At 71.8% G+C, this 26,948-nt stretch carries 1 protein-coding gene; it reads right to left on the reverse strand.

All coding sequences use genetic code 11. The features are described 5' to 3' along the window. Entirely contained in the window at positions 1-26,844 is a 26,844-nt protein-coding gene (locus AC1RIF_RS04565; RefSeq protein WP_492600202.1) for a non-ribosomal peptide synthase/polyketide synthase, read from the reverse strand. Positions 26,845-26,948: the final 104 nt, after the last annotated feature.

Here is a 26,948-nt window from a genome sequence, read left to right on the forward strand (position 1 = left end):
TCAGTGCTCCACGAGGTAGTCCTCGAGCAGCGGGCCGATCTCGGCGAGCGCGGTCGGCTCGATCATCTGGTTGTGTTCGCAGTCGATCGTGAACTCGCGGATCCGGCCGGTGACCGCAGACTCCCAGACCTGCGGTGAATGCTCCTGCGCGTCATGGTCGCTGCCGTCGCCACGGCCGGCGGTGAAGAACAGCAGGTCCCCGTCGAACACCCCCGGCCGGTAGCGGTTCATGATCCGTGCCGACGTGGTGAAACCGTCGTTGATCCGCTTCAGGTGGGCGGGCGTCAAACCCGTTTCCTGCCCGAGCGATTCGTTGAGCAGTTCGACGGCCTGCGCGTAGGTGAGGTCCCGGACGTCGCTGTACGGCGCCAGGTCCAGCCCGAGGCCCTCGAGCAGTTCGACCACCGTCAGGTGCCCGGGTTCCTCCTCGTCCTCGGTGAGATAGCTGTCCATGATCGCGAGCGTCGCGACGTCTTCTCCGGCGTTGCGGAGTTCGACGGCCATCGCGTGCCCGATCACCCCGCCGAGTGACCACCCGAGCAGGTGGTACGGGCCGTGTGGCTGCACGATCCGGATCTCCTCGACGTACCGGTGTGCGAGCTGCTGGACCGACTCGAAGTCCGGTCCCCCGCTCAGCAGCGGCAGTTGCAGCCCGTACGCGGGCCGGTCCTTGGCCAGGTACTGCACCAGACCCGCGTATCCCCACGACAACCCGATGCCGGGGTGCACGCAGAACAGCGGCGGGCGTTCCCCGCTCGGGCGCAGCGGGATCACCACGCCCAGCGCGTCGTCGACCGGAGAGTCGCTGTGCCCGAGGTAGCCGACCGGCAGGTCGATCCGCTTCGCGAGCCCGGACGGCGTCGGGTCGAGGAACATCGTCTGCAGCGGGATCTGGCGGCCGAGCCGGGACTGAAGCTCGGACATGATGCGGGTCGCGATGATGGAGTTGCCGCCGAGATCGAAGAAGCTGTCGTCGATCCCGACGTGCTCGATGCCGAGGACCTCGGCGAACACCTCGGTGACGGCCCGCTCCGTAGCGGTGGTCGGCGGCCGGAACTCGGTGGTCAGCGACGTGAATTCCGGGGCCGGCAGGGCGCGCCGGTCCAGCTTGCCGACCGGGGTCAGCGGAATCTCGTCGAGCACCACCACCGCGGACGGGACCATGTGCGCGGGCAGCTGCGCCGCGACGTGCGCGCGCAGCTCGCGGGACTCGACCGCGTGTCCCTCGACGGGACGCACGTACGACGCGAGCAGGGTGTCGCCGGACGGCCCGGTGTGCCCGAGGGTCGCCGCGAACGTGACCGCCGGGTGCCGGGTGAGCACGGCGTCGATCTCGCCGAGCTCGATCCGGAAGCCGCGCACCTTGACCTGGAAGTCGGAGCGGCCGATGTACTCGATGGTGTGGTCGGGCCGCCACCGGACGACGTCACCGGTCCGGTACATCCGGGTGCCGGGTTCACCGAAGGGGCTGGCGACGAAGCGTTCGGCGGTGAGCCCGGGCCGGTTGTGGTAGCCGCGGGCCAGGCCCGGGCCGGAGATGTACAGCTCGCCGGGCACCCCGATCGGGACCGGACGCAGCCGGCCGTCGAGGACGGCCTCGCGGAATCCGATCGCCGGGCCGCCGATGTTGACCACCTCGCCGGGCTGCATCGGCGCGCTGACACTGGCCTGGATGGTGGTCTCGGTGGGACCGTAGCCGTTGAACATCCGGCGTCCGGGCGCCCACTTGGCGACCAGTTCCGGCGGGCAGGCCTCGCCGGCCACCGCGAGGACCTGTAGCGATTCGAGGCCCTCGTCCTCGATCGATGCCAGCGCGGTCGGGGTGATGAACCCGTGCGTGACGCCCTCGCGGGAGAGGAGTTCGGTCAGTTCGGTGCCGCCGTAGACGGTGGGCGGCACGATCACCAGGCGGGCGCCGGCACTGAAGGCCATCATCATCTCGAACACCGAGGCGTCGAAGCTCGGCGAGGCCAGGTGCGAGACCCGCGACTGCGGGGTGACGGTGAACCGGTTCCGCTCCTCCGCGGTGAGGTTCGCGATACCCAGGTGCGTGACGATGACGCCCTTCGGCCGGCCCGTCGATCCCGACGTGTAGATCAGGTACGCCGGATGGGCGAGGTGCAGCGGGGAGGTCCGGTCGACGTCGCTGACCGGCGCCGCTGACGCTCGCGCCATGTGTGCGTCGAGTTCACCGTCGTCGAGGACCAGCCACGGCACCGTGTCGGGAAGGCGTTCGCGCAGCGCCGACGTCGTGAGGCCGACCCGGCTGCCGGAGTCGGTCAGCATGTGCGCGATGCGTTCGGCCGGGTAGTTGGGGTCGACGGGGACGAACGCGGCGCCGGCCTTGGCGATCGCCCAGATCGACACGATCTCCTCGGTGGAGCGGGGCATCCCGAGCGCCACGAACGTCTCCGGTCCCACGCCACGCGAGCCGAGCACCCGTGCCAGCCGGTTGGACCGCTCGTCGAGCTCGCGGTACGTCACGGTCCGGCCCAGGTAGGACAGCGCGACGGCGTCGGGATCGACGGCGGCCGCACTGGACAGCAGCTCGGGCCACACGTGCGGCGAGACCGCCGTCTCTCCTGCCGCCGGTGCCAGCTCCTCGAGCTCCGCGGCGTCGAGGATCTCGATGTCGCCCACCGCGCGGGACGGGTCGGCGCTGACGGCCTCGAGGACCCGCACGAAGCGTTCGGTGAACCCGCGGACGGTGTGCTCGTCGAACAGGTCGGTCGCGAAGTCGAGCGAGGCCTTGATCCCGGCCGGGGCGCCGTCGTCGGTGAACTCCTCCGCGAGCACGAGTTCGAGGTCCTCCTTCGCGACCTGCGCGTCGATGCCGACACCCTCCACGACGAGGCCGGGCAGCTCGAGCCGGGGCCGTTCGTTGTTCTGGAACTCGATGGAGACCTGGAACAACGGCGAGTACGACGTGGACCGGGGCGGGTTGAGCTCCTCCACGAGGCGCTCGAACGGGACTTCCGCGTGCCCGAACGCGGCCAGGTCGGCCGTCCGGACCTGCCGCAGGATGTCGTCGAACGATTCGCCGTGGTCGACGCGGGTGCGCAGCACCAGGGTGTTGACGAACATGCCGACCAGCTCGTCGAGCGCCACCTCGCCGCGGCCGGCGATGGGGGTGCCGATCGCGATGTCGTCGGTGTCGGCGAGCCGGGCGAGCAGCGTCGCCAGGGCCGCGTGCATCGCCATGAACATGCTGGCGCCGTGACGGTGCGCGATCTCGGTGATGCGGGTGTGGAGTTCGGTGGGGACCTCGAAACGGATGCGGCCGCCGTGGAAGCTCTGCTGCACCGGCCGCGGGCGGTCGGTGGGCAGCTGGATGACGTCGGGCACTCCGGCCAGTTCGGTGGTCCAGAACTCGAGCTGGCGGCGCAGCAGCGAGTCGGGGTCGCTGTCCGAGCCGAGCAGTTCGTGCTGCCACAGCGTGAAGTCCGCGTACTGGACGGGTAGCGGCGTCCACTGCGGCACCGCACCGGCCGCGCGGGCGGTGTAGGCGGCCATCAGATCCCGGCCGAGCGGGGCCATGGAGTACCCGTCGGCGCAGATGTGGTGCACGACGATCACCAGTACGTGCTCGGTCGGCCCGAGTCGCAGCAGTTCCGCCCGCACCGGGGGCGCCGCGGTGACGTCGAACCCGGCGGAGGCGAACGCGACGACCCGCTCGCGCAGTTCGGTCACGTCGGTCACGTCGACGGGGGTGAGATCGGTGAGGACCTCGCCGACCGGGACCACGCGTTGCGACGGGACCCGGTCGACGACCGGGTAGGCGGTGCGCAGCGACTCGTGGCGCTCGAGGACGTCCCCGACTGCGGCGCGCAGGGCCTCCGCGTCGAGGTCACCGCTCAGGTTGACCGCCATCGGGATGTTGTAGGCCGCCGACGCCGTGTCGAACTGGTTGATGAACCACATCCGCTGCTGGGCCAGCGACAGCGGGATCCGGTCGGGCCGCTCGCGCCGGGTCAGTTCCGGGCGTCCGTATGCGGCGGTGGTCTCGCGTTCGCGGGAGATCCACTGTGCCAGCGCGTGGATGGTGGGTGCCTCGAACAGCGCGCGGACCGGGATGTCGGCGTCGAGGACGCTGCTGAGCCGGGCCGTGACCCGGGTCGCGATCAGCGAGTTGCCGCCCAGGTCGAAGAAGCTGTCCTCGATGCCGATCCGGTCGACGCCGAGGACCTCCGCGAAGATGTCCGACAGCGTGTACTCGAGCGGGTTGGTCGGCGCCCGGAATTCGCCGGTGGTGAACGCGAACTCCGGTTCGGGCAGCGCGGCGCGATCGAGCTTGCCGACGGGGGTGAGCGGGAACTCGTCGAGCACCGTGATCGAGGCCGGCACCATGTGCGACGGCAGCCGCGACGCGATCCGGTCGGTCAGGGCCGTGCCCACGACGGTGGCGTCGGCGCGTGGCACCACGTACGACACCAGCACGGTGTCGCCGGCCGGTCCGGGCACCCCGAGGGTGGTGGCGAAGCTGACGGTGGGATCGGCCATCAGTTCGGCGTCGATCTCGCCGAGCTCGATGCGGAAGCCGCGGACCTTGACCTGGAAGTCGGAGCGGCCGACGTACTCGACGGTGTGGTCCGGCCGCCAGCGCACGATGTCGCCGGTGCGGTACATCCGCTCCCCCGGCTTGCCGAACGGGTTGGCGACGAACCGTTCGGCGGACAGCCCCGGCCGGCGGTGATAACCGCGGGCCAGCCCGAGGCCGGTGATGTACAGCTCGCCGGGCACCCCGACCGGGACCGGCTGCAGGCGCCCGTCGAGGACGAGTTCACCGACGCCGCGGATCGGCCCGCCGATCGTGATCGGGCCGCCGGGGGTCATCGGCACGCTGATGTTCGACATGATCGTCGTCTCGGTGGGGCCGTACGCGTTGTGCAGTTCGCGGCCGGGCGCCCACCGGGTGACCAGGTCCGGCGGGCAGGCCTCGCCGCCGACGGCGACGTGGGTGAAGGTGTCCAGCCCGATGGGGTCGACGGTGCCGAGGGCCGCGGTGGTGATGAACGCGTGCGTGACGCCCTCGGACGCGATGAGGTGCGCGAGGTCGGCACCGCCGAAAACGGTGGGTTCGGCGATCACCATCGTCGCGCCCACCCCGAAGGCCTGCAGATACTCGAACACCGCGCCGTCGAAGCTCGGCGTCGCGAAGTGCAGTGTCCGGGACTGCTCGTTCGCGCCGAAGCGTTCCTGCTGGTCGAGCGCGAAGTTGTCGAGCCCCTGGTGGGTCACCACGACGCCCTTGGGTCGGCCCGTGGATCCGGAGGTGTACACCACGTACGCGGCGTGGTGCAGGCCGAGCGGGAGGGTGCGCTCGGCGGCGGTGACCGGGGCGTCGGAGTGTTCGTCGCACGCGGCCACGAACTCGGGATCCTCGAGCGTCAACCAGGTGACGGTGTCGGGCAGATCGTGCCGGTGCGCGGCGACGGTGAGTCCGAGCCCGGCCCCGGAGTCGGCCAGCATGTGCTCGATCCGCTCGAGCGGATAGTTCGGGTCGACCGGGACGAAGGCGCCGCCCGCCTTGGCGACCGCCCACACCGCGAGCACCGACTCGACAGATCGTGGAATGCCTAGCGCCACATATGATTCCGGTCCGACACCCTGGTCGATGAGGAACCGGGCGATGCGGGACGAGCGGGTGTCGAGTTCGCGGTAGGTGACCTCGCGGCCGGCGAACGACAACGCGATCGCGTCGGGGTCCAGCGCGGCGGCGTCGGCGAAGATCTCGGGCAGGGTGCGGGTGGATCCGCCGGTGGCGCCGAGTACCGGTGCCAGTTCGCGCCGTTCGGGCTCGGTCAGTAGGTCCAGCCGGGACAGTGGCTGCCCGGGGTCGGCGACGAGGCGGTCGAGCACTACCGCGACGCGGGTCGCGATCGACTCCACGGTGTCGCGGTCGAAGAACTCCGGGAAGTACTCGAACTTGAGGTTGAGGCTGCCGTTCACCGACGCGACCAGCGACAGCGGGTAGTGGGCGGCGTCGCGGCCGTCGATGCCGGTGACCCTCATGCCCGCGATGTCGGTGTCCGCGGTGAGCGCCTGCCGATCCACGGGGTACGACTCGAACACCGTCAGAGTGTCGAACGTGGTGGCCGGCCCGGTGGCCTTCTGGATGTCGGCGAGGCCGAGGTAGTGGTGGTCGAGCAGTGAGGCCTGTTCCCGCTGCACCCGGTCGAGGAGATCGCCGAGCGTCTCCGCGGCGTCGAGGGTGACGCGGACGGGCAGGGTGTTGATGAACAGTCCGACCATGGACTCGATGCCGGGGATCTGCGGTGGCCGGCCCGAGACGGTGCCGCCGAACAGGACGTCGCTGCGCCCGGTCATCGCGCCCAGGACGATGCCCCAGGCGACCTGCACGACGGTGTTCAGCGTCAGGCCCCGCTCCCGCACGAGGGAACGCAGCGTCTCGGTCTGCGCCGCCGGCAGCGCGAGCTCGAACTCGTCGGTGCCCCCGATGCCCTCACCGCGGGTGGTCGGTGCCAGCAGGCTCGGCTCCTCGAGCCCGGCCAGTGCCCGCCGCCACGCATCGGTCGATTCGGTGGCGTCCTGCCGGGCCATCCACGCGAGGTAGTCGCGGTACGGATGCACCCGCGGCAGCGCGGAGGCGTCGCCGTCGGTGGCGTACAGCGTCAGCAGGTCCCGCAGCACCAGCGGGGTGGACCAGCCGTCGAGCAGGATGTGGTGGTTGGTGATGACCAGCCGGTGCTCCCCGTCGCCCAGGTCGACCAGCGTCATCCGGATCGCCGGGGCCGTGGTCAGGTCGAACCTGGTGAGGCGGTCGGCGAGGGTGAGTTCGGCGAACCGGCGGGCGCGCGCCGCGGGGTCGAGCCGCGAGAGATCCACCTCGGTCCACGGCAGTTCCACCCGCTCGGGAATCACCTGTACCGTGCCCGCGGACTCCGCCCGGTCGCCGGGCTGGACGAACGCGGCCCGCAGGTTCGGGTGCCGGTCCAGCAGCGCCTGCCCGGCCCGCCACAGCCGATCGGTGTCGACGGTGCCGCCCAGCGACAGCGTCAGCTGGACGAGGTACGCGTCGGCGGACTCGTCGGAGTACGCGGCGTGGAAATGCAGACCGGACTGCAGCGGCGACAGCGACCACACGTCGGACAGGTTCGGGAAGCGGCTCTCGAGCGTGTCGATGGAGCCCTGGTCGAGCCGCACCAGATCCAGATCCGAGGGCGTCAGTCCGCCCGCCCCCGGGTGCTCGGCGTGCCGCGCCAGCGCGGACAGCGCCCGCACCCACAGGTCGGCCAGTTCGCCGACGTCGACCGCGGCCAGGACACCGCGCGGGAACGCCCACGTCGCCCGCAGGCGCGGTCCGTCGGGGGTCTCGGTGACCACGGCGTTGACGTCGAGGACGTTCGCGACGGGCAGCGACGCGTCGGGGGCGTCGTCGAGTTCGGTGTCACCGACCGGCAGCCATCCGACATCAGCGGCGGCGGTGCCACCGAGCCGGCCCAGATAGTTGAAGCTGACCTGGGGGGCCGGCAGCGCGGCGAGCACGGGCGCGGTCTGCGGGTTGAGGTAACGCAGCATGCCGAATCCGATGCCGTGGTCCGGGATCGCGAGCAGCTGCTCCTTGACCGCCTTCATCGCGGCACCGGCGGCCGGGCCGGCCGCGAACGCGTCGTCGACGTCGACGCCGCCGAGATCGAGCCGGACCGGGAAGATCGTGGTGAACCAGCCGATGGTGCGCCCCAGATCGGCGCCGGGCACCACCTGGTCCTCACGCCCGTGGCCCTCGAGGTTCACCAGCGCGGTGCCGGTGTCGTGGCCGCGGGTGCGGCGCCACCGGGTCAGCGCCATCGCGAGCGCCACCAGCAACCCGTCGTTGACGTTGCCGTGGTAGGCGTTCGGCACCGTGGTGAGCAGCGCCTCGGTGACCGCGCCCGGGAGCTCGACGGACACCTTCTCGACGGTTCCGGTGACGTCGACGGACGGATCGAGGGGCCGCGCGCCGATCACCGGGTCGTCGGTGGTCAGGGTGGACCGCCACAGCTCCAGCTCGCGGTCCCGGCCCGGGGTGCCGCCGACCGCGGCGTCGGCCAGTGCGTGCGCCCAGCGTCGCATCGAGGTCCCGGTGACCGGCAGATCGGGGACCTCCCCGGCCTCGACGGCCGACCATGCGGCCGCCAGATCGGGCACCAGGATCCGCCAGGAGACACCGTCGACGGCGAGATGGTGGACCACCAGCAGCAACCGACCGCCGCGCGGTCCGGCGTCGAACCAGACCGCCTGCAGCATGACACCGGTCGCGGGGTCGAGGCGGCCCGCCGCCCGGTCCAGTTCCGTGGCGGCGGTCGCGGTGAACGCCGGTCCGCTCGGCTCGTCCACACGGACCCGGGTGACGAGGTCGGCGGCGGCCACCGCGCCGACGGGCCGGACCTGCATGCTCGGCTCGCCGTGATCGAGCGACTGCAGCAGCGCGCGCAGCATGTCGTGGCGGTCCAGTACCGCCTGCAGGGTGCGCGCGAGCCGGTCGGCGTCGACCGCGGGCGGCAGGGCCAGCAGCGCGGTCTGTGTGTACCGGCGGACGATGTCGCCGTCGCCGCGACCCAGCAGCCAGCGCATGATCGGGGTCAGCGGGAACTCGCCGACCCCGCCACCGGGCAGCTCCTCGAGGTGCACCGGCGTCTCACCGCCGGCGGCGGCGGCCACCACGGCCAGGCCGGCGACGGACCGGTGCTCGAACACGTCGCGCGGGGAGAACACGATGCCCGCGGCCTTGGCCCGCGACACCAGCTGGATCGACATGATGCTGTCGCCGCCGAGCGCGAAGAACGAATCGTCCACGCCCACCGAGTCGAGCCCGAGGACCTCGGCGAACAGGTCGGCGAGCACCCGTTCCGCGTCGGTCTGCGGGGCGCGGCCGATCGTGGTGCGGGCTCCGAAGTCCGGCTCCGGCAGGGCCTTGCGGTCGAGTTTGCCGTTCGCGGTGAGCGGGAGCTCGTCGAGCACGACGAGCGCCGCCGGCACCATGTACGAGGTGAGCTCGGCGCCGACGTGGTCGAGCGCGTCCTGCGGGTCGAGGTCGAAGCCCTGTTCGCGGACCGCGTAGCCGACCAGCCGCGCGGCGCCGTGCTCGCCCTCGTGGACGGTCACCACGGCCTGCGCGACACCCGGGTACCGCAGCAAAGCCGACTCGATCTCGCCGAGCTCGATGCGGAAGCCGCGGATCTTGACCTGGAAGTCGCTGCGGCCCAGGTATTCCAGGCGGCCGTCGCGGTTCCATCGGGCCAGGTCGCCGGTGCGGTACATGCGCTCGCCGGGTGCCCCGAACGGGTCTGCGACGAACCGCCCGGAGGTGAGGGCGGCGCGGCCGAGGTAGCCGCGGGTGAGCTGGTTGCCGGCGACGTACATCTCGCCGGTCACTCCGGCCGGGACCGGGTGCAGGCGCTCGTCGAGCACCATCACCCGCAGACCGGGGATCGCCCGGCCGATCACGCTCGCGTTCGCCGCCGCCGCGTAGTCGCGGTCGAGTTCGATCCGGGTGACGTGGACGGTGGTCTCGGTGATGCCGTACATGTTCACCAGACGCGGCGCGGTGTCCGGGTGCCGCGTGTACCAGCGTCCGAGCTGGCCCAGATCCAGGGCCTCGCCGCCGAAGATGACGTAGCGTAGCGCCAGTTCCGTAGTGGGCGTAGAAGTTTCGGCAGCGAGACGGTCGGCCTCGGCCAGCTGGTAGAAGGCGGTCGGGGTCTGGTTCAGTACCGTCACCCGTTCGTTGCGCAGCAGGTCGAGGAACATCTCCGGCGAGCGCGCGGTGTAGAAGTCGACCACCACCAGGCGGCCGCCGTGCAGCAGCGGCCCCCACAGCTCCCATACCGAGAAGTCGAACGCGTAGGAGTGGAACATCGTCCACACGTCGGTCTCGTCGAAGCCGAACGTCGCGGCGGTGTTCTCGAAGAGAGTGAGCACGTTGCGGTGGGTGACCTGGACGCCCTTGGGCCGCCCCGTCGACCCGGACGTGTAGATGACGTACGCGACGTCGTCGGGGCGCACCGGGACCCTGCGGTCGGTATCGGTGACCGGGCGGTCCGGCCGGGCCGCGACCGCGTCGAGCACCGCCGGGTCGTCGAGGCGGACCAGCGGCACGTCGGTGGGCGGGATCGTGTCGGCGTCCGCGGTGGTGGTCAGCACGCACACCGGCGCGGAGTCCTCGAGCATGAACGCGAGCCGCTCCGCCGGGTAGGTGACGTCGACCGGCAGGTAGCCGGCGCCGGCCTTGATCACGGCGAGCAATGCGACCACCAGCTCCGCCGATCGTGGCAGCGCCACCGCGACGAGCGTTTCCGGCGCGGCCCCGAGCGCGACGAGGTGCCGGGCGAGGCGATTGGCGCGTGCGTCGAGCGCGGCGTAGCTGAGTGTCTGCCCGTCGAACGTGAGGGCCGCGGCGTCGGCGAACCGTGCCGTGGTGACCGCGAACCGATCGGCGAGGGTGGTCTCCGGCGCGCGGGATCCGGCGGAGTTCCAGTCCCGCAGCTGCACGGCGAGCTCGGCGTCGGTGGCGATCCCGACATCGCCGGTCGGCCGCGCCGGGTCGGTGGTGAGGGCGTCGACCAGCCGGACGAACCGCTGCGCCAGCTCGCCGACGGTGTCGGCGTCGAAGAGGTCGGTCGCGTAGGTGAAGGCCGCGGTGATCCCGGCCGGCACGCCATGCTCGTCGTGCCGTTCGGCGAGCGTCAGTTGGAGATCGAACTTCGCGACGGCCAGCTCGGCGTCGACCGGGTCGGCGACCAGGCCGGGCAGCTCCAGCCGGGGCAGTTCGTTGTTCTGGAACTCGAGCAGCACCTGGAACAGCGGCGAGTGCGCCGTGGACCGCTCGGGGGCGAGGACGTCGACGAGCCGCTCGAAGGGCAGGTCCGCGTTCCCGAACGCCGCCAGATCGAATTCCTTGATCCGGGCGAGCAGATCCTCGAACCCGTCGGCGGCGTCGACACGGCTGCGCAGCACCAGTGTGCCGACGAACATGCCCACCACATCGTCGAGTTCGGCCTCACCGCGGCCCGCGATGGGGGTGCCGATCGCGATGTCGTCGCTGCCGCTCAGCTTGGCCAGCAGCACCGCCAGCGCGGCGTGCGCGGCCATGAACATCGTCGCGCCGCTCCGGCGTGCCAGCTCGGCCAGCGACCGGTGCACGTCGGCGGGAATCTCGAACTGCACCCGGGCGCCGTCGAAGCGCTGCCGGACCGGGCGGGGCCGGTCGGTGGGCAGCGTGATCGCCTCGGGCAGCCCTGCCAGCGCGTCGGTCCAGAACGACAGCTGGCGGCTGACCAGCGACTCCGGATCGTCCTCCGAACCGAGCACGTCACGCTGCCACATCGCGAAGTCCGCGTACTGCACCGGCAACGGCGCCCACTGCGGCACGTGTCCGCCGACTCGTGCCAGATACGCCGTCATCACGTCGCGGGCCAGGGGCGCCATCGAGAAGCCGTCGGCGCAGATGTGGTGCACCACGATCGCCAGCACGTGCTCGGTGGGGCCGAGCCGGAGCAGCTCGGCCCGCACCGGCACCGCGGCGGTGACGTCGAAGCCGCGCGAGATCAACGCCGACACCCGGCCGGGCACGTCGCCGGGGGGAACATCGACGACGGCCAGGTCCGGGGCGGCCTCGGCGGCCGGCACGATCTGCTGGACCGGCTCACCGTCGTGGGACGGGAAGAACGTGCGCAACGACTCGTGCCGGTCGAGGACGTCGCGGACCGCGCCGCGCAGGGCGGCCGGGTCGAGATCGCCGGACAGCCGCACCGCCAGCGGAATGTTGTACGCCGCCGAGTCGGTGTCGAACTGGTTGATGAACCACATCCGCGTCTGGGCCAGCGACAGCGGGACGCGGTGCGGCCGGTCCAGCGGCACCAGCGGGGGCCGGGCCGTCGCGGTGTCCCGGTTCCGCTCGATCCAGCGGGCGAGCTCGTGAGCGGTCGGTGCCTCGAACAGCGCGCGCACGCCGACGTCGGCGCCGAGCGCGGCGGTGAGCCGGGCGGTGACCCGGGTCGCGATCAGCGAGTTGCCGCCCAGGTCGAAGAAGCTGTCGTCGACGCCGATCCGTTCCAGACCGAGGACCTCGGCGAACACCTCGGTGACGGTCTGCTCGGTGGGGGTCGTCGGCGCCCGGAACGCCGCCCCGGCCGGCAGGAATTCGGGCTCCGGCAGCGCGGCACGGTCCAGTTTGCCGATCGGGGTCAGCGGGATCTCGTCGAGGATCATGATGCTCGACGGCACCATGTGGACCGGCAGTCGTGCCGCGACGAAGTCCCGCAGCGCGCCGGGCTCGGGTCGCGCGTCCGCGTTCGGCAGCACGTACGCCACCAGGGCGGTGCCGCCGCCGGGCCCGGGCCGGCCGAGCGTGACCGCGAACCGGATGTCCGGGTGGTCGCCGAACGCGTTGTCGATGTCGCCGAGCTCGATGCGGAAGCCGCGGACCTTGACCTGGAAGTCGGAGCGGCCGATGTACTCGATGGTGTGGTCCGGCCGCACCCGGACCACATCGCCGGTGCGGTACATGCGCTCGCCCGGCGTCCCGTGCGGGTTGGCGACGAACCGTTCGGCGGTCAGGCCGGGGCGGCGGTGATAGCCGCGAGCCAGCCCGGACCCGGCGATGTACAGCTCGCCGGGCACCCCGGCGGGTACCGGACGCAGACTCGGGTCGAGGACCAGTTCGGTCACCCCGCGCAGCGGGGCGCCGATGGTGACGGTCTCCCCCGTCACCAGTGGGGCGCTGATGTTCGCCATCACCGTCGCCTCGGTGGGCCCGTAGCCGTTGTAGAAGCGCCGATCGTGCGCCCAGCGTGCCACCAGTTCCGGCGGGACGGCCTCGCCGCCGACCATGACCTCGACCAATTCGTCGAGCCCGGACGGCTCCACTGTGGCGGCCGCGGCGGTGGTGAGCCACGCATGCGTGACGTGCTGCTCGCGGATCAGCTCGGCGAGCTCGCGGCCGCCGTACACCGTGGTCGGTGCGATCACCATCGTCGCGCCCGCGCCGAACGCCAGCAGGTAGTCCAGGACCGCCGCGTCGAAGCTCGGCGTCGAGAAGTGCAGGGTCCGCGACGACGGCTGGGTCGCGAAGCGCGCCAGGTAGTCCTCGGACAGGTTGTCCAGGCCCAGGTGCGTGACGACGACGCCCTTCGGGATGCCGGTGGTGCCGGACGTGTAGATCACGTACGCGGGATGGGACAGTCGCAGGGCCGCCGCCCGGTCCGCGTCGGTGACCGCGGCGGGAGACGCCGTCTCGCACCGGGCCACGAAGCCGGGATCGTCGAGCACGTGCCATGGCAGCGCGTCCGGCAGCCGGTCGCGGGCGTCCGCCACCGTCACCCCGATGTCGGCGCCGGAATCGTCGAGCATGAACGCGATGCGCTCGGCCGGATAGTTGGGGTCGACGGGCACGAACGCGGCCCCGGTCTTGGTGACCGCCCACACCGCGACGACCGACTCGATCGACCGGGGAATACCCAGGGCGACGAACGATTCGGGTCCGATCCCCTGCCCGATGAGCAGGTGCGCGAGCCGGTTCGACCGCTCGTCGAGTTCGCGGTAGGTGACCTCGGTGCGGCCGGAGACCAGCGCGACCGCGTCGGGGTTCGCCGCGGCGGCGTCGGTGAACAGCGCCGGCAGGGTCCGCGCCGACCGCCCGGGGTGTCCCCGCAGCGGCACCAGGTCGGCCCACTCGTCGTCGGACAGCAGCCGCAGTCGGGCCGGCGTGCACTGCGGATCCTCGGAGATGTCGGTGAGGATCCGGGCGACCCGGTCGGCGAGGGCCTGCGCGGTGGCCCGGTCGAACAGGTCCGGCAGGTACTCGAGCTTCATCCGCAGCCGGTCGTCGGCGTTCGCGACGAGGGTCAGCGGGTAGTGGGCGGCGTCGGAGCCCTCGTGGATGTGTACCAGCCGCAGGCCGGCGATGTCCGCGTCGGTCACCGCCGAACGATCGACCGGGTACGACTCGAACACGGTGAGGGTGTCGAATGCGAGCGCCGGGCCGGTGGCGTTCTGGATCTCGGTCAGCCCGACGTGATGGTGGTCGAGCAGCCCGGCCTGCTCGGCCTGCACCCGGCGCAGCAACTCGCCCACCGACTCGCGCGGATCGAGACGCACCCGCACCGGCAGTGTGTTGATGAACAGGCCGATCATCGACTCGATGCCGGGGATGTGCGGCGGTCGGCCGGACACGGTGCCGCCGAAGACGACGTCGTCGCGGCCGGTGAGTGCGCCGAGCACGATCGCCCACGCGGTCTGCATCATCGTGTTGAGCGTGACACCGAGCTGGCGGCCGATCGCGGAGAGTCGGGCGGTGCGGTCCGGGTCCAGCGACATCTCCACCGCGTCGGGCATCGTGGCCTGCTCGCGGGCGCGGTCGGGCGGCGCCAGCAGGGTCGGTTCCTCGATGCCGGTGAGGGCGTCCGTCCACGCCTGCACCGAGCGGGCGGAGTCCTGCGCGGCGATCCAGGCGAGGTAGTCGCGGTACGGGTGCACCCGCGGCAGCGCCGAGTCGTCGCCGTCGGTGGCGTACAGCGTGAGCAGCTCCTGCATCATGAGCGGCGTCGACCAGCCGTCGAGCAGGATGTGGTGGTTGGTGAGGACCAGCCGGTGCTCGTCGGGGCCGGTGCGCACCAGCAGGAACCGGATCAGGGGCGCGGTCGCCATGTCGAACCGCTGCGCCCGGTCGGCGCGCAGCAGCCGGGACAGCTCGTCCGCCCGCACCGGCTCGTCGAGTTCGGACAGGTCGACCTCGGTCCACGGCAGTTCGACGCGGTCGACGATCACCTGCACCGGCGCCCCGTCGGCGGCGTGCACGAACGCGGCCCGCAGGTTGGGGTGCCGGTCGAGCATCGCCTGACCCGCCCGCCGCAGCCGCTGCGCGTCGGCGCCGCGCACGTCGAGCATCATCTGCACCATGTAGGCGTCGACGGACCGGTCGGCGATCTGGGCGTGGAACAGCAGGCCGGACTGCAGCGGCGAGAGCGACCACACGTCGGCCAGCGCCGGGAACCGCCGCTCGAGCCCTTCGATCTCGTCCTGATCGAGCGCGACGAGTTCCAGGTCGGACGGTGTCGCCCCGCCCGCGCCGGGCCGGGACACGTGCCGGGCCAGCGCGATCAGCGCCTGGGTCCACAGGTCCGCCAGCTCCTGCACCTCGGGGGCCGACAGCACGCCGGCCGGGAACGCCCACGTGGCCCTGATCCGGGAGCCGTCCCGGCCGTCGGTGGTGACGGCGTTGATGTCGAGCACCGATGCGACGGGCAGATCGGCGTCCTGCAGGACCCCCAGATCGGCGTCGTCGGTCGGCACCCAACCGGCGTCGCGTTGATCGTCGGGCACGCTCGCGGTGAGCCGACCCAGGTAGTTGAAGCTGACCTGGGGTGCGCGCAGGCCGGCGAGTTCCCGTTCACCGTCCGGATCGAGGTGGCGCAGCATCCCGTAGCCGATGCCGTGGTCCGGCACCGCGAGCAGCTGTTCCTTGACCGCCTTCACCGCCGCGCCGGCACCGCGGCCGCCGACGAACGCGTCGTCGACATCCACCCCGGCGAGATCCAACCGGACCGGGAACAGGGTGGTGAACCAGCCGACGGTCCGGCCCAGGTCGGCGCCGGGCAGCACGTGCTCCTCGCGTCCGTGCCCCTCGAGGGTGACCAGCGCGTCGGCGGTGTCGGCGCCCCGGCTGCGGCGCCACCGGACCAGCGCGAGCGCCAGCGCGGTCAGCAGGCCGTCGTTGACGCTCCCGCGGAACGCGTCCGGCACGGTCGTCAGCAGCGCCTCGGTGACGTCCGGAGACACCTCGACGGTGACGTTCTCGACCGTCGCCGCGACGTCGACGGCGGGATCGAGGGGACGCGAACCCAGCACCGGATCGGGACCGGCGAGCATCCCCCGCCACAGCTCCAGCTCGTCGCGGCGCTGCGGTGCGGCGTCGACGAGGCCGTGCGCCCACCGCCGCATCGAGGTGCCCACCGGCGCGGGAGCCGGCTGCTCACCCGCGACGATCCGTGTCCACGCGATCGCCAGGTCCGGCACCAGGATCCGCCACGACACCCCGTCCACGACCAGGTGGTGGACGACGACGAGCAGGCGTCCGCGAGTGGTGCGGGAATCGAGCCACACCGCCTGGACCATCTCGCCGGCGGCCGGATCGAGCCGGTCTTCGGCGGCGTCGAGTTCGGCACGCACGATCTCGGCGAACGCTTCGGTGCCGGGGACCGCCCCGTCGACGTCCACGCGGCGGATCAGCCACTCCGCATACACCGTTCCCGGCGACGGCACCGTCATACGGTGCTCGCCGGGGCGGATGCGGGCGCGGAGCATGTCGTGCCGGTCCAGCACCGCCTGCAGCGCGCCCGCGAGGCCGGCCTCGTCGAGGCCCTCGGGCGCGGTCAGCAGCGCCGCCTGCGAGAACCGGTCGTGGTGGCCGCCGCGGCCGAGCAGCCAGTGGGCCACCGGGAGCAGCGGCACGTCGCCTTGTCCGCCACCGTCGAGTTCGGCCAGCACCGCCTCGCCCGGGCCGGACTGCGCGACGGTGGCCAGCGCCGCGATCGTCTTGTGTTCGAAGACGTCCCGCGGTGAGAAGTGCAGACCCAGTGCCTTCGCCCGCGACACCAGCTGGATCGACATGATGCTGTCGCCGCCGAGCGCGAAGAACGAATCGTCCACGCCGACCGCGTCGAGACCCAGCACGTCCGCGAACAGCCCGGCCAACTCCTGCTCGCGTGCCGACCGCGGCGCCCGGCCGGCCGTCACGCGGGTCCCGAAGTCCGGTGCCGGCAGCGCCCGCCGGTCCACCTTGCCCGCCGGACCCAGCGGCAGCCGGTCGAGCACCATCACCGCGGACGGCACCATGTACGACGGCAGCAGCGTCCCGACGAACTCGACGATGTCGCCGGTGTCGAGATCGGCGCCGGGTTCGGGCACGACGTAGCCGGCGAGCCGGCTCGCGGGCCCCGAGCCGTCGACGGTGACGACGGCCGTCGCGACCCCGTCGTGGCGGCGCAGCGCGGACTCGATCTCGCCGAGTTCGATGCGGAAGCCGCGGATCTTGACCTGGAAGTCGGTGCGGCCCAGGTACTCGAGCTGGCCCGACCCGTTCCAGCGCACCAGGTCGCCGGTGCGGTACATGCGTTCGCCGGGCCCGCCGAACGGGTTGGCGACGAAGCGTTCGCCCGTGATGCCGGGGCGGTCGTGGTAGCCGCGCGCCAGCCCGGTCCCGAGGACGTACAGTTCGCCGGGCACCCCGCCGGGCACCGGGTGCAGGCGCGAGTCGAGCACCAGCGCACCGGCCCCCATCGGTGGCCGGCCGATCGTGACCGGCACCCCGACGGCGAGCGGTTCGCTGACGGCCGCGACGACGGTGGCCTCGGTGGGCCCGTACGCGTTGAACATCCGACGCCCCGGCGCCCACTGTGCGACCAGCTCCGGCGGGCACGCCTCGCCGCCGGTGACCACGCACTCGATCCGGTCCAGCCCGGTCGGGTCCACCGACGCGAGGGCGGCCGGGGTCACGAACGCGTGGGTCACGGCGCCGTCGCGCAGCACCTCCCGCAGTTCGTCGCCACCGAGTACCTCCGGGGGCGCGATCACCATCGTCGCGCCCGCCCCGATCGCCAGCAGCAGTTCCAGGATCGAGGCGTCGAAGCTCGGGGACGAGAAGTGCAGGGTCCGGGACGTCGGTGTCACCCCGAAACGGGTCCGTTCCTCGGCTGCGAAGTTCGCCAGGCCACGATGCGAGACGATGACGCCCTTGGGGGTGCCGGTCGATCCGGACGTGTAGATCAGGTAGGCGGGGTGGTCGAGGCGCAGCGGCCCGGCCCTGTCGGTGTCGGTGATCGCCCCGGCCGGCTGACGGCGCACGTCCCGCCGAAGGCCCTCGTCGTCCAGCACGATCCAGTCCGTGGTCCGGGGCAGGGCGTCGCGGTGCACGGTGGTGGTGAGGCCGACGGCGGCACCGGAATCGGTGAGCATGTGCGCGATCCGCTCCGGCGGGTAGTTCGGGTCCACCGGCACGAACGCCGCCCCGGCCTTGGCCACCGCCCACGTCGCGGTCACCGACTCGAGCGACCGGGCCAGGGCGAGGGCCACCACCGATTCCGGACCCACCCCCCGCTCGATCAGCAGCCGGGCCAGCCGGTCCGACCGGGTGTCGAGTTCGTGGTACGACAGCTCGCGCCCCTCGAACACCACCGCGGTGGAGTCGGGGTCGATCACGGTCGCGGCCGCCAGCAGTTCGGGCAGCGTGCGGGCGGGCACCCCGGCACCCCCGCTGACCGGGGCGAGGGCCGCGCGCTCGTCGGTGGTGAGCAGGTCGACGTCGCCGATCCGGGTGGTCGGGTCGGTCGTGACAGCGCGCAGCACCGCCGCGAACCGTTCGGCGAGCCGGGCGACCGTGGCGGGATCGAAAAGGTCGGTCGCGTACGTGAATCCGGCGGTGATGCCGGCCGGCTCCCCGGACTCGACGAAGTCCTCGGTGAGGGTGAGCAGCAGATCGAAATTCGCGATCTCGGCCGCGGCGTCCACGGTCGTGACGGTCAACCCGGGCAGGTCCAGTCGCGGCCGGTCGGTGTTGCGGAACTCGAGCATCACCTGGAACAGCGGCGTGTGCGCGGTGGAGCGTTCCGGGGCGAGCGCGTCGACGAGCCGCTCGAACGGCAGGTCGGCGTGGTGGAAGGCGTCCAGATCGGAGTCGCGGACACCGCCGAGCAGTGCCGAGTAGCTGGCCTCGGGATCGAATCGGCTGCGCAGCACCAGCGTGTTGACGAACATGCCGACGAGGTTGTCGAGCGCCGCCTCGCCACGACCGGCGATCGGGGTGCCGATCGCGACGTCGTCCGTGTCGCCGAGGCGGGCCAGCAGCGCGGCCAGGGCGGCGTGCACGGCCATGAACACCGTCGAGTTGTGGCTGCGCGCGATCGCCACCAGACGCCGGTGGGTGTCGTCGTCGATGCGGAAGTCGTGGACCGCGCCCCGCATCGAGCGTTCGGCGGGCCGCGGACGGTCGGTCGGCAGCTCGAGCACCTCGGGGAGCCCGTCGAGAGTCCGGGCCCAGTAGTCGAGCTGGGTCGAGAGCAGACTGTCGGGGTCGTCGGTGCTGCCGAGCACGCGGTGCTGCCACAGCGCGTAGTCGGCGTACTGCACCGGCAGCGGCTCCCACCCCGGCAGCTCGCCCGCGGCGCGGGCCACGTAGGCGGTCATGAGATCCCGCGCGAGCGGGGCCATCGAGAAGCCGTCCGCGCAGATGTGGTGGACGACGATGACCAGCACGTGACTGCGCGGGGCCAGGCGCAGCAGCAGCGACCGGACCGGCGGGGCCAACGTGACGTCGAATCCGGTGCCCCCGAACTCCGCGATCCGCTCCGGCGCTTCGATCCCGGACACCGAGACTGGTTCGAGATCGGGCACGACGGCCGCGGTCGGCAGCACCACCTGGGTGGGTTCGCCGTCGACCATCGGGAACCGGGTGCGCAGCGATTCGTGCCGGTCCAGGACGTCGGCGATCGCGGCGCGCAACGCGTCCCGGTCCAGGTCGCCGTCGAGGCGCACCGGCAGCACGACGTTGTACGCCGGTGACGTGGTGTCGAACTGGTTGATGAACCACATCCGCTTCTGCGCCAGCGACACCGGGACCGGTGTGGGCCGCGCCCCCGCGGACAGCGGGGCGCGGCCGGCGCCGCGGGTGCCCGCGGACGCGATCCGCAGCGCCAGCGCGGACACGGTGGGGGCGTCGAAGACCTCACGCACCCCGATCCGGGTGTCCAGCGCGGAATTGACGCGGGCGACCAGTCGGGTCGCGGTGAGCGAGTTGCCGCCCAGGTCGAAGAAGCTGTCGTACACCCCGACTCGGGGCGCGCCGACGAGCTCGGCGAAGATCGCCGCGAGGATCTCCTCGACGGGGGTGCGGGGCGCGACGAATTCGGTCTCGGTGGAACGGAACTCGGGGTCGGGCAGGGCGCCGCGGTCGAGCTTGCCGGTGGCGCCGAGAGGGAACTCGCCGACGACGAGGATCTGCGCGGGCACCATGTACGCGGGCAGCGTCTCGGCGACCGTGTCGCGCAGGGCGGCGGGGTCGACCGTCGCGTCCGGGTCGGCGATGACGTACCCGATCAGGGCCTCGCCGATGATGTCGTCGCGGCGCACCACGACGACGGCCTGCGCCACCCCCGGCCGCGCCAGCAGCGCCGACTCGACCTCGCCGAGTTCGATCCGCAGTCCGCGGAGCTTGACCTGGAAGTCGGTGCGGCCGAGGTAATCGAGTGAGTAGTCGAGTCGCCCCGATCTCTTCCAGCGCACCACGTCGCCCGTGCGGTACATCCGTGCGCCGGGCGGGCCGAAGGGGTCGGCGACGAACCGCTCCGCGGTCAGGTCCGGGCGGCCGACGTACCCGCGGGCCAGCTGGACACCCGCCAGATACAGCTCGCCGGGTACGCCCGCCGGGACCGGATGCAGCCGCGAGTCGAGCACGAACACCTGCGTGTTCCACACCGGGGCGCCGATCGGCACGCTCACCCGGTCGGTGTCGGAGTACTGCCGGTAGGTGACGTCGACCGCGGCCTCCGTGGGGCCGTACAGGTTGTGCAGTTCGGCGCCGGACGCGGCGGCGAACTCCGCGAACGCGGCCGCCGTCGCGGGCGGCAGTGCCTCGCCGCTGCAGAACACCGTCCGCAACGACCGGCACTGTTCCGGCCGACCACCGACGACGAACGCCGCCAGCATCGACGGCACGAAGTGCGCGACCGTGACCTGTCGATCCTCGATCAGTTGTGACAGGTAGGCGGGGTCGCGGTGCCCGTCGGGGATCGCGATCGCCAGGCTCGCGCCGGTCTGCAACGGCCAGAAGAACTCCCACACCGACACGTCGAAGGTCGCGGGCGTCTTCTGCACCACTACGTCGGAAGCGGCGAGCCGGTACTGCCCCTGCATCCAGGACAGCCGGTTCACGATTGCGCGGTGGCTCACCGCGACACCCTTGGGCCGTCCGGTCGAGCCGGACGTGTAGATGACGTACGCGACGTCGTCGGGGCGTAGCACGGCGCACCGCTCCTCGGGGCGGATCGGGCTGTCGTCGCGGGCGGCGAGGTCGAGCCGGTCGATCTCCACGACGTCCACGCCGGCGGGCATCCGCGCGCGGTCCCGCCGGGTTCCGAGCACACACACCGGCTGTGCGCTGTCGAGCACGTACTCGGTGCGGGCGAAGGGGTGGTCCGGGTCGAGCGGGACGTAGGCGCCGCCGGCCTCGACTACCGCGTACATCGCGACGAGCAGGTCGAAGGAGCGTCGGATCGACAGGGCGACGGTGGTCTCCGGCCCCACCCCGCGGTCGATCAGCTCGCGGGCGAGCCGGTGCACGCGGGACGCGAACTGCGCGTACGTCAGTTCGTCGTCGCCGAACGTGAGCGCCACCGCGTGCGGGGTGCGACGCACCTGGGCGTCGAACAGGCCTGCGAGGGTGGTGTCGGGCACCGCGTGGGCGGTGGCGTTCCATTCCCCCAGGACCAGTTCGCGTTCGCCGTCGACGAGGACGTCGATGTCGCCGACCCGGACCGCGGTGTCGACGGTGATCGACTCGAGGATCCGCACGAACCGGTCCGCGAATCCGGCCACCGTGGCCGGGTCGAACAGGTCGGTGGCGTACGACACCGTCGCCTCGATGCTGCCGGGCCGGCCCTCCTCGTCGGTGCGCTCGGTGAGGATCCACTGCATGTCGAACTTGGCGGTGCCGGTCTGGATCTCGGACACCTCGACCGCGAGGCCGGGCAGTTCCAGCCGGCTCTGCTCGGCGTTGTTGCCGCCCTGCAGCACCAGCATCACTTGGAACAGCGGCGAGTACGCCCCCGAGCGCGTCGGATCGAGCACCTCGACCAGCCGCTCGAACGGGACGTCGGTGTTGCCGAGGGCGGCCAGGTCGGTGGCGCGGGTGCGGGCCAGCAGGTCGCTGAAGGTCCCGGCGGGCTCGACCTGGGTGCGCAGCACCAGCGTGCCGGCGAACATGCCGATCAGGTCGTCGAGTTCGGCCTCGCCGCGGCCCGACACCGGGGAACCGATGGAGATGTCGGAGGTGCCGCTGGATCGGGCGAGCAGCACCGCGAGGGCGGCGTGCAGGACCATGAACAGGCTGGCCTCGTACTCGCCGGCCACATCGAGTAGGCGTCGGTGCAGGTGCGGCGCGATCGTGAAGTCGGCGACCGCACCCCGCATCGACTGCTGCGGGGGCCGGGGGCGGTCGGTGGGCAACTCCAGCAGGTCGGGGGCACCGGCGAGTTCGCCGCGCCAGTGGTCGAGCTGCCGCGAGACCAGACTGTGCGGGTCGTCCTCCGCGCCGAGCAGGTCGCGCTGCCACAGCGAGTAGTCGGTGTACTGGACCGCGAGCGGCGTCCAGTCGGGTGCGGTGCCCGCGGCGCGGGCCCCGTACGCGACCATCACATCCCGCGCCAGCGGGGTCATCGACAGCCCGTCCGCGGCGATGTGGTGCACCACCAGTGTGAGGACGTGCTCGGTCGGTCCGAGCCGCCACAGGTTCGCCCGCACCGGGGGCGCCGTCGTGACGTCGAACGGCGCCGTCGCGGCGGCCGTCATCCGCGGTGGCAGTTCGTCCTCCGTCACCGTGACCGGGGCGAGGTCCGCGGCGACCTCTGCCGTCGGGCGCACCGACTGGACCGGGCCGTCCTGGGTGTTGGGGTACACCGTCCGCAGCGATTCGTGCCGCTCGAAGACGTCCGCGAGCGCGGTCCGCAGGGCCCCGACGTCGAGGGCGCCCGTCATCGTCACGGCGATCGGAATGTTGTACGCCGCGGACGTGGGGTCGAACTGGTTGACGAACCACATCCGCTGCTGCGCCGTCGAGACGGGGACAGGCCCGTCGTGGTCGCGCGGCACCAGCGGGGGCCGGGCGCCGTGGCCGGGACCGGCGGCCTCGACACGGGCGGCGAGTTCACCGACGGTGGGGGCCTCGAACAGGTCCAGGACACCCAGTTCGGTGCCGAGGGTGGCGTTGATGCGCGCCACGATCCGGGTCGCGGTGAGCGAGTTGCCGCCGAGGTCGAAGAAGCTGTCGGTGGTACCGATCCGTTCGACGCCCAACAGTTCGGAGAACACGCCGGCGATCTTCTTCTCGTCGAGCGTGCTCGGCGCACGGAATTCGCCTGTGCCGGTGTCGAATCGGGGTTCGGGCAGGGCACGTCGATCCAGCTTGCCGGCCGGGGTGAGCGGCAGCGAGTCGAGCACGACGACACTCGCGGGCACCATGTGCGGCGGCAACACGTCCGCGACGTGGGTGATGATGTCGCCGCCGTGGAGTTCCCGGTTGCTGTCGGGCTGGACGTAGGCCACCAGCAGTGTGTCCCCGGCCGGTCCCACGAACCCCGTCGCGAGCGCGAACCCGACCTCGGGATGCGACCGCAGCGCCGCCTCCACCTCGCCGAGCTCGATACGGTAGCCGCGGATCTTGATCTGGAAGTCGGTGCGGCCGAGATACTCGAGCGTGTACTCGTCGGCGCCGGCACGCTTCCAGCGCACCAGGTCGCCGGTCCGGTACATGCGGTCACCGGCGGGACCGAACGGGTTCGCGACGAAGCGTTCACCCGTGATCCCGGGGCGTGCGTGGTAGCCACGGGCCAGCCCGTCGCCGTACACGTAGAGCTCGCCCGCCACCCCGACCGGCACCGGGCGCAGTCGGCCGTCGAGGACCAGAGCCCCGGTCCCGAGCGGCGGGCTGCCGATCGTGACGTCGCGGCCCACCTCGAGCGGTGCGGACACGCTCGAGACCACCGTCGCCTCGGTGGGCCCGTACGCGTTGAACATCCGGTGCCGGGGCGCCCACTGTTCGACGAGGTACGGCGGGCAGGCCTCGCCGCCGGTCACGACGCACTCCAGATCGGTGAGCGCCATCGGATCGACCGACCCGAGCGCGGCGGGCGTCACGAACGCGTGGGTGACGTGCTCGTGCCGCAGCAGTCGGGTCAGTTCGGCGCCACCGTAGATCGTCGGCGGGGCGATCACCATCGTCGCGCCCGCCCCGACCGCGAGCATCAGCTCGAGCACCGACGCGTCGAAGCTCGGTGACGAGAAGTGCAGGGTCCGCGACGTGGCCTGCACCCCGTACCGGACCCGTTCGTCCTCGGCGAAGTTCGCCAGGCCGCGGTGGGTCACCGTGACGCCCTTCGGCGTGCCGGTCGACCCGGACGTGTAGATGAGATAGGCCGGATGGTCGATCCGGATCCCGGCGAGCCGGTCGGCGTCGGTGACCGGCTCGGCCGACCACTGTCGCACCTGTTCGGCGAAGCCGGGCGCATCGAGCACCAGCGTCGGGACCGTGTCGGCCACCGCATCGGTGTGCGCCGCGACAGTCAGCGCCAGGACCGCACCGGAGTCGGTGAGCATGTGCTCGATCCGGTCGGGCGGATAGTTCGGATCCACCGGGACGAACGCCGCCCCCGTCTTCGCGACCGCCCACACCGACGACACCGATTCGACCGACCGCGGCATCGACAGCGCCACCACCGACTCCGGGCCGACGCCCCGCGCGACCAGCATGCGCGCCAACCGATTCGACTGCTCGTCGAGCTCACGGTAGGTGACGTCGTGACCCTCGTGCACCAGCGCGACCCGATCCGGGTCCCGCTGCGCGGCGTCGACGAGCAGATCCGCCAGTGTGCGCGGGATGACGCCGCTGCCGCCCCACACCCCCGACAGCGCCCGCCGTTCGTCGTCACCGAGCAGATCGATGTCGGCGACGGGGATCGACGCGTCGTCGAGCACCGCGTCGAGCAACCGGACCAGACGCGACCCGAGCGCCTCGATGGTCTCGCCGTCGAACATGTCGGTCGCATACGCGAACGAGGCGTCGATCCCGGCCGGCACTCGGTCGGTCGGGCCGTCGCCGGCGCCGTCGAACCGCTCCTCGACGGTCAGACGCAGGTCGAGCGCGGACAGGTCGGGCCCCGCATCGGTACCGCGGACGAACAGGTCGTCGAGCGCGAGGTGGGGGGTGCGTCCGTCGCGGAACTCGAGCATCACCTGGAACAGCGGCGAGTGCGCGTTCTCCCGAGTGCGGTCCAGCGCCTCCACCAGCTGCGCGAACGGGGTCTCGGCGTGCCGGAATGCGGCCAGGTCGGCGTTGCACACGTCGGTGAGCAGGTCGCCGAACGTGATCCCGGGCGGCAGGGTGGTGCGCAGCGCGACGGTGTTGACGAAGTCGCCACCCGTACCGCGGCCGGCGACTGGAGTCCCGATCGCGATGTCGTCCACGTCGGCCAGCCGCGCGAGCAACACCGCCAACGCCGCGTGCACGGCGGCGAACACCGTGCACCCACGCTCCGCGGCCAGCTCCACCAGGATCCGGTGGGCGCGCGGCGCGATCGTGAAGTCCACCCGGTCGCCGTCGAGCGCTCGGCGCGACGGGCGTGGGCGGTCGGACGGCAGCGACAGGATGTCCGGCAGCCCGGCCAACTCGCGGGACCAGAACTCGAGCTGCGCCGCGGTCCGCAGCAGCTGCGCGCCCACCGCCGAACTCTCGGTGTGGATGTCCGCGATGCGGGTGTCGGGGGCCGCGACGACGAACTCGTCGACCAGCTCGAGGAACCGGCGGTGGTGGATGCGCAGCGCGTCCTCGCCGTAGCGTTCGGGGTTCGCCCGGAATTCGACGAATGTCGTTGTCGGGGTGCCGCTCTGGAAGAAGTTGATGAGCAGGTCCTCGACCGGACCGGACGTGACGATGTGGTACTCGCCGACCATCGGGCCCAGCGTGATCTGCTGGTGGAACAGCATGACGTTGACCATCGGACCGGCCAGTCCCCGCGCGGTGCCGGTCAGCCCGGCGTCGCGACGGATGTCCTCGATGCTGCACCGCTGGTGGCGCAGGGCACCCATCAGCTCCAGCTGGATCCGTCCGACGACGTCGGCGACGGTGTCGTTGGGCAGCACCGTCGCTCGCAGCGGTGCGACATTGACCAGCATGCCGCCGGACCGCTGCAGCGGCGCGGTGGTGCGCGCCGACACCGGCATGTTGACCAGCACGTCGGTGCGACCGGTCATCCGGCTCAGGTAGCACGCAAAGGCCGCGATCAGCACCGCCGCCGGGGTGGCCTCGAGTCGCCGATCGGTGGTGTCGAGTGCCTCGATCACCCTCGCGGGCAGCGGCGCGCTCGCGACGCGGCTGACCGCCTGGACGGGCGCCTCGTGCTCGGCGAGCGTCGAGCCGGACTCGATGCCGGCGATGTGGTCGGCCCAGTATTCGCGGTCGGCCTGGAATCGACTCGATGCCCGGTACTTCTGGTCGATCGCGAGGAGCTCGCGCAGATCGAGGGCCCGATTCGGCTCGGGTTCACGATGTTCGACGGCCGCGGTGTAGAGCGCGGCGATCCGGTTCGCCATCGTCATACCGCTGTAGCCGTCCAGCGCGACGTGATGAATTCTCGTGTACCACAAGTAGTCTCGATCGCCGATCTGCAGGATCGTCATGTCGATGAGACGGTCGCGGGTCAGGTCGATCGGTACCGAATGGTCGTGGTCCATCCACTCGCGTGCCGCGGCCATCGGATCGGGGTGATCGCGCAGGTCGATCCGGCCGATCGAGGTGTCGGTGTCGGGATCGACCAGTTGCCAGGGCTCACCGTCCACATCGACCAGACGCAGGAACGGCGACTGGAACTCCTCGGCCCCCACCACCGCACACCGGCTGAGCAGGTCGAGGTCGAGCTCGCCGTGCAGCGCCACATACTGTGCGATGAAGATGGGAACGCCCGGCGTGAGCTGCTGAGCGAACCACATACTCCGCTGCGCCGAGGACAGCGGAAATGCCTCGGCGGGAAGATCCGGAGTGTCGGAACCGCGTGAGCCGGGTTCCCGAGATCCTGACAACGTCATTTACTCGCCCCCTGAGAGCAGAATGCCCCGGTTGCATCGGGACCACACCATATCAAGATCCTTTCGCCGCCCGGACGGTTTCCGGTCGCACGAAAGTCCGACAT

It is taken from the genome of Prescottella sp. GW823-FHT02E09, assembly GCF_058797375.1.

Coding starts and splice junctions, on each gene's coding strand:
- AC1RIF_RS04565 (WP_492600202.1), bottom strand. CDS start 26,844: ATGACGTTGTCAGGATCTCGGGAACCCGGCTCACGCGGTTCCGACACT.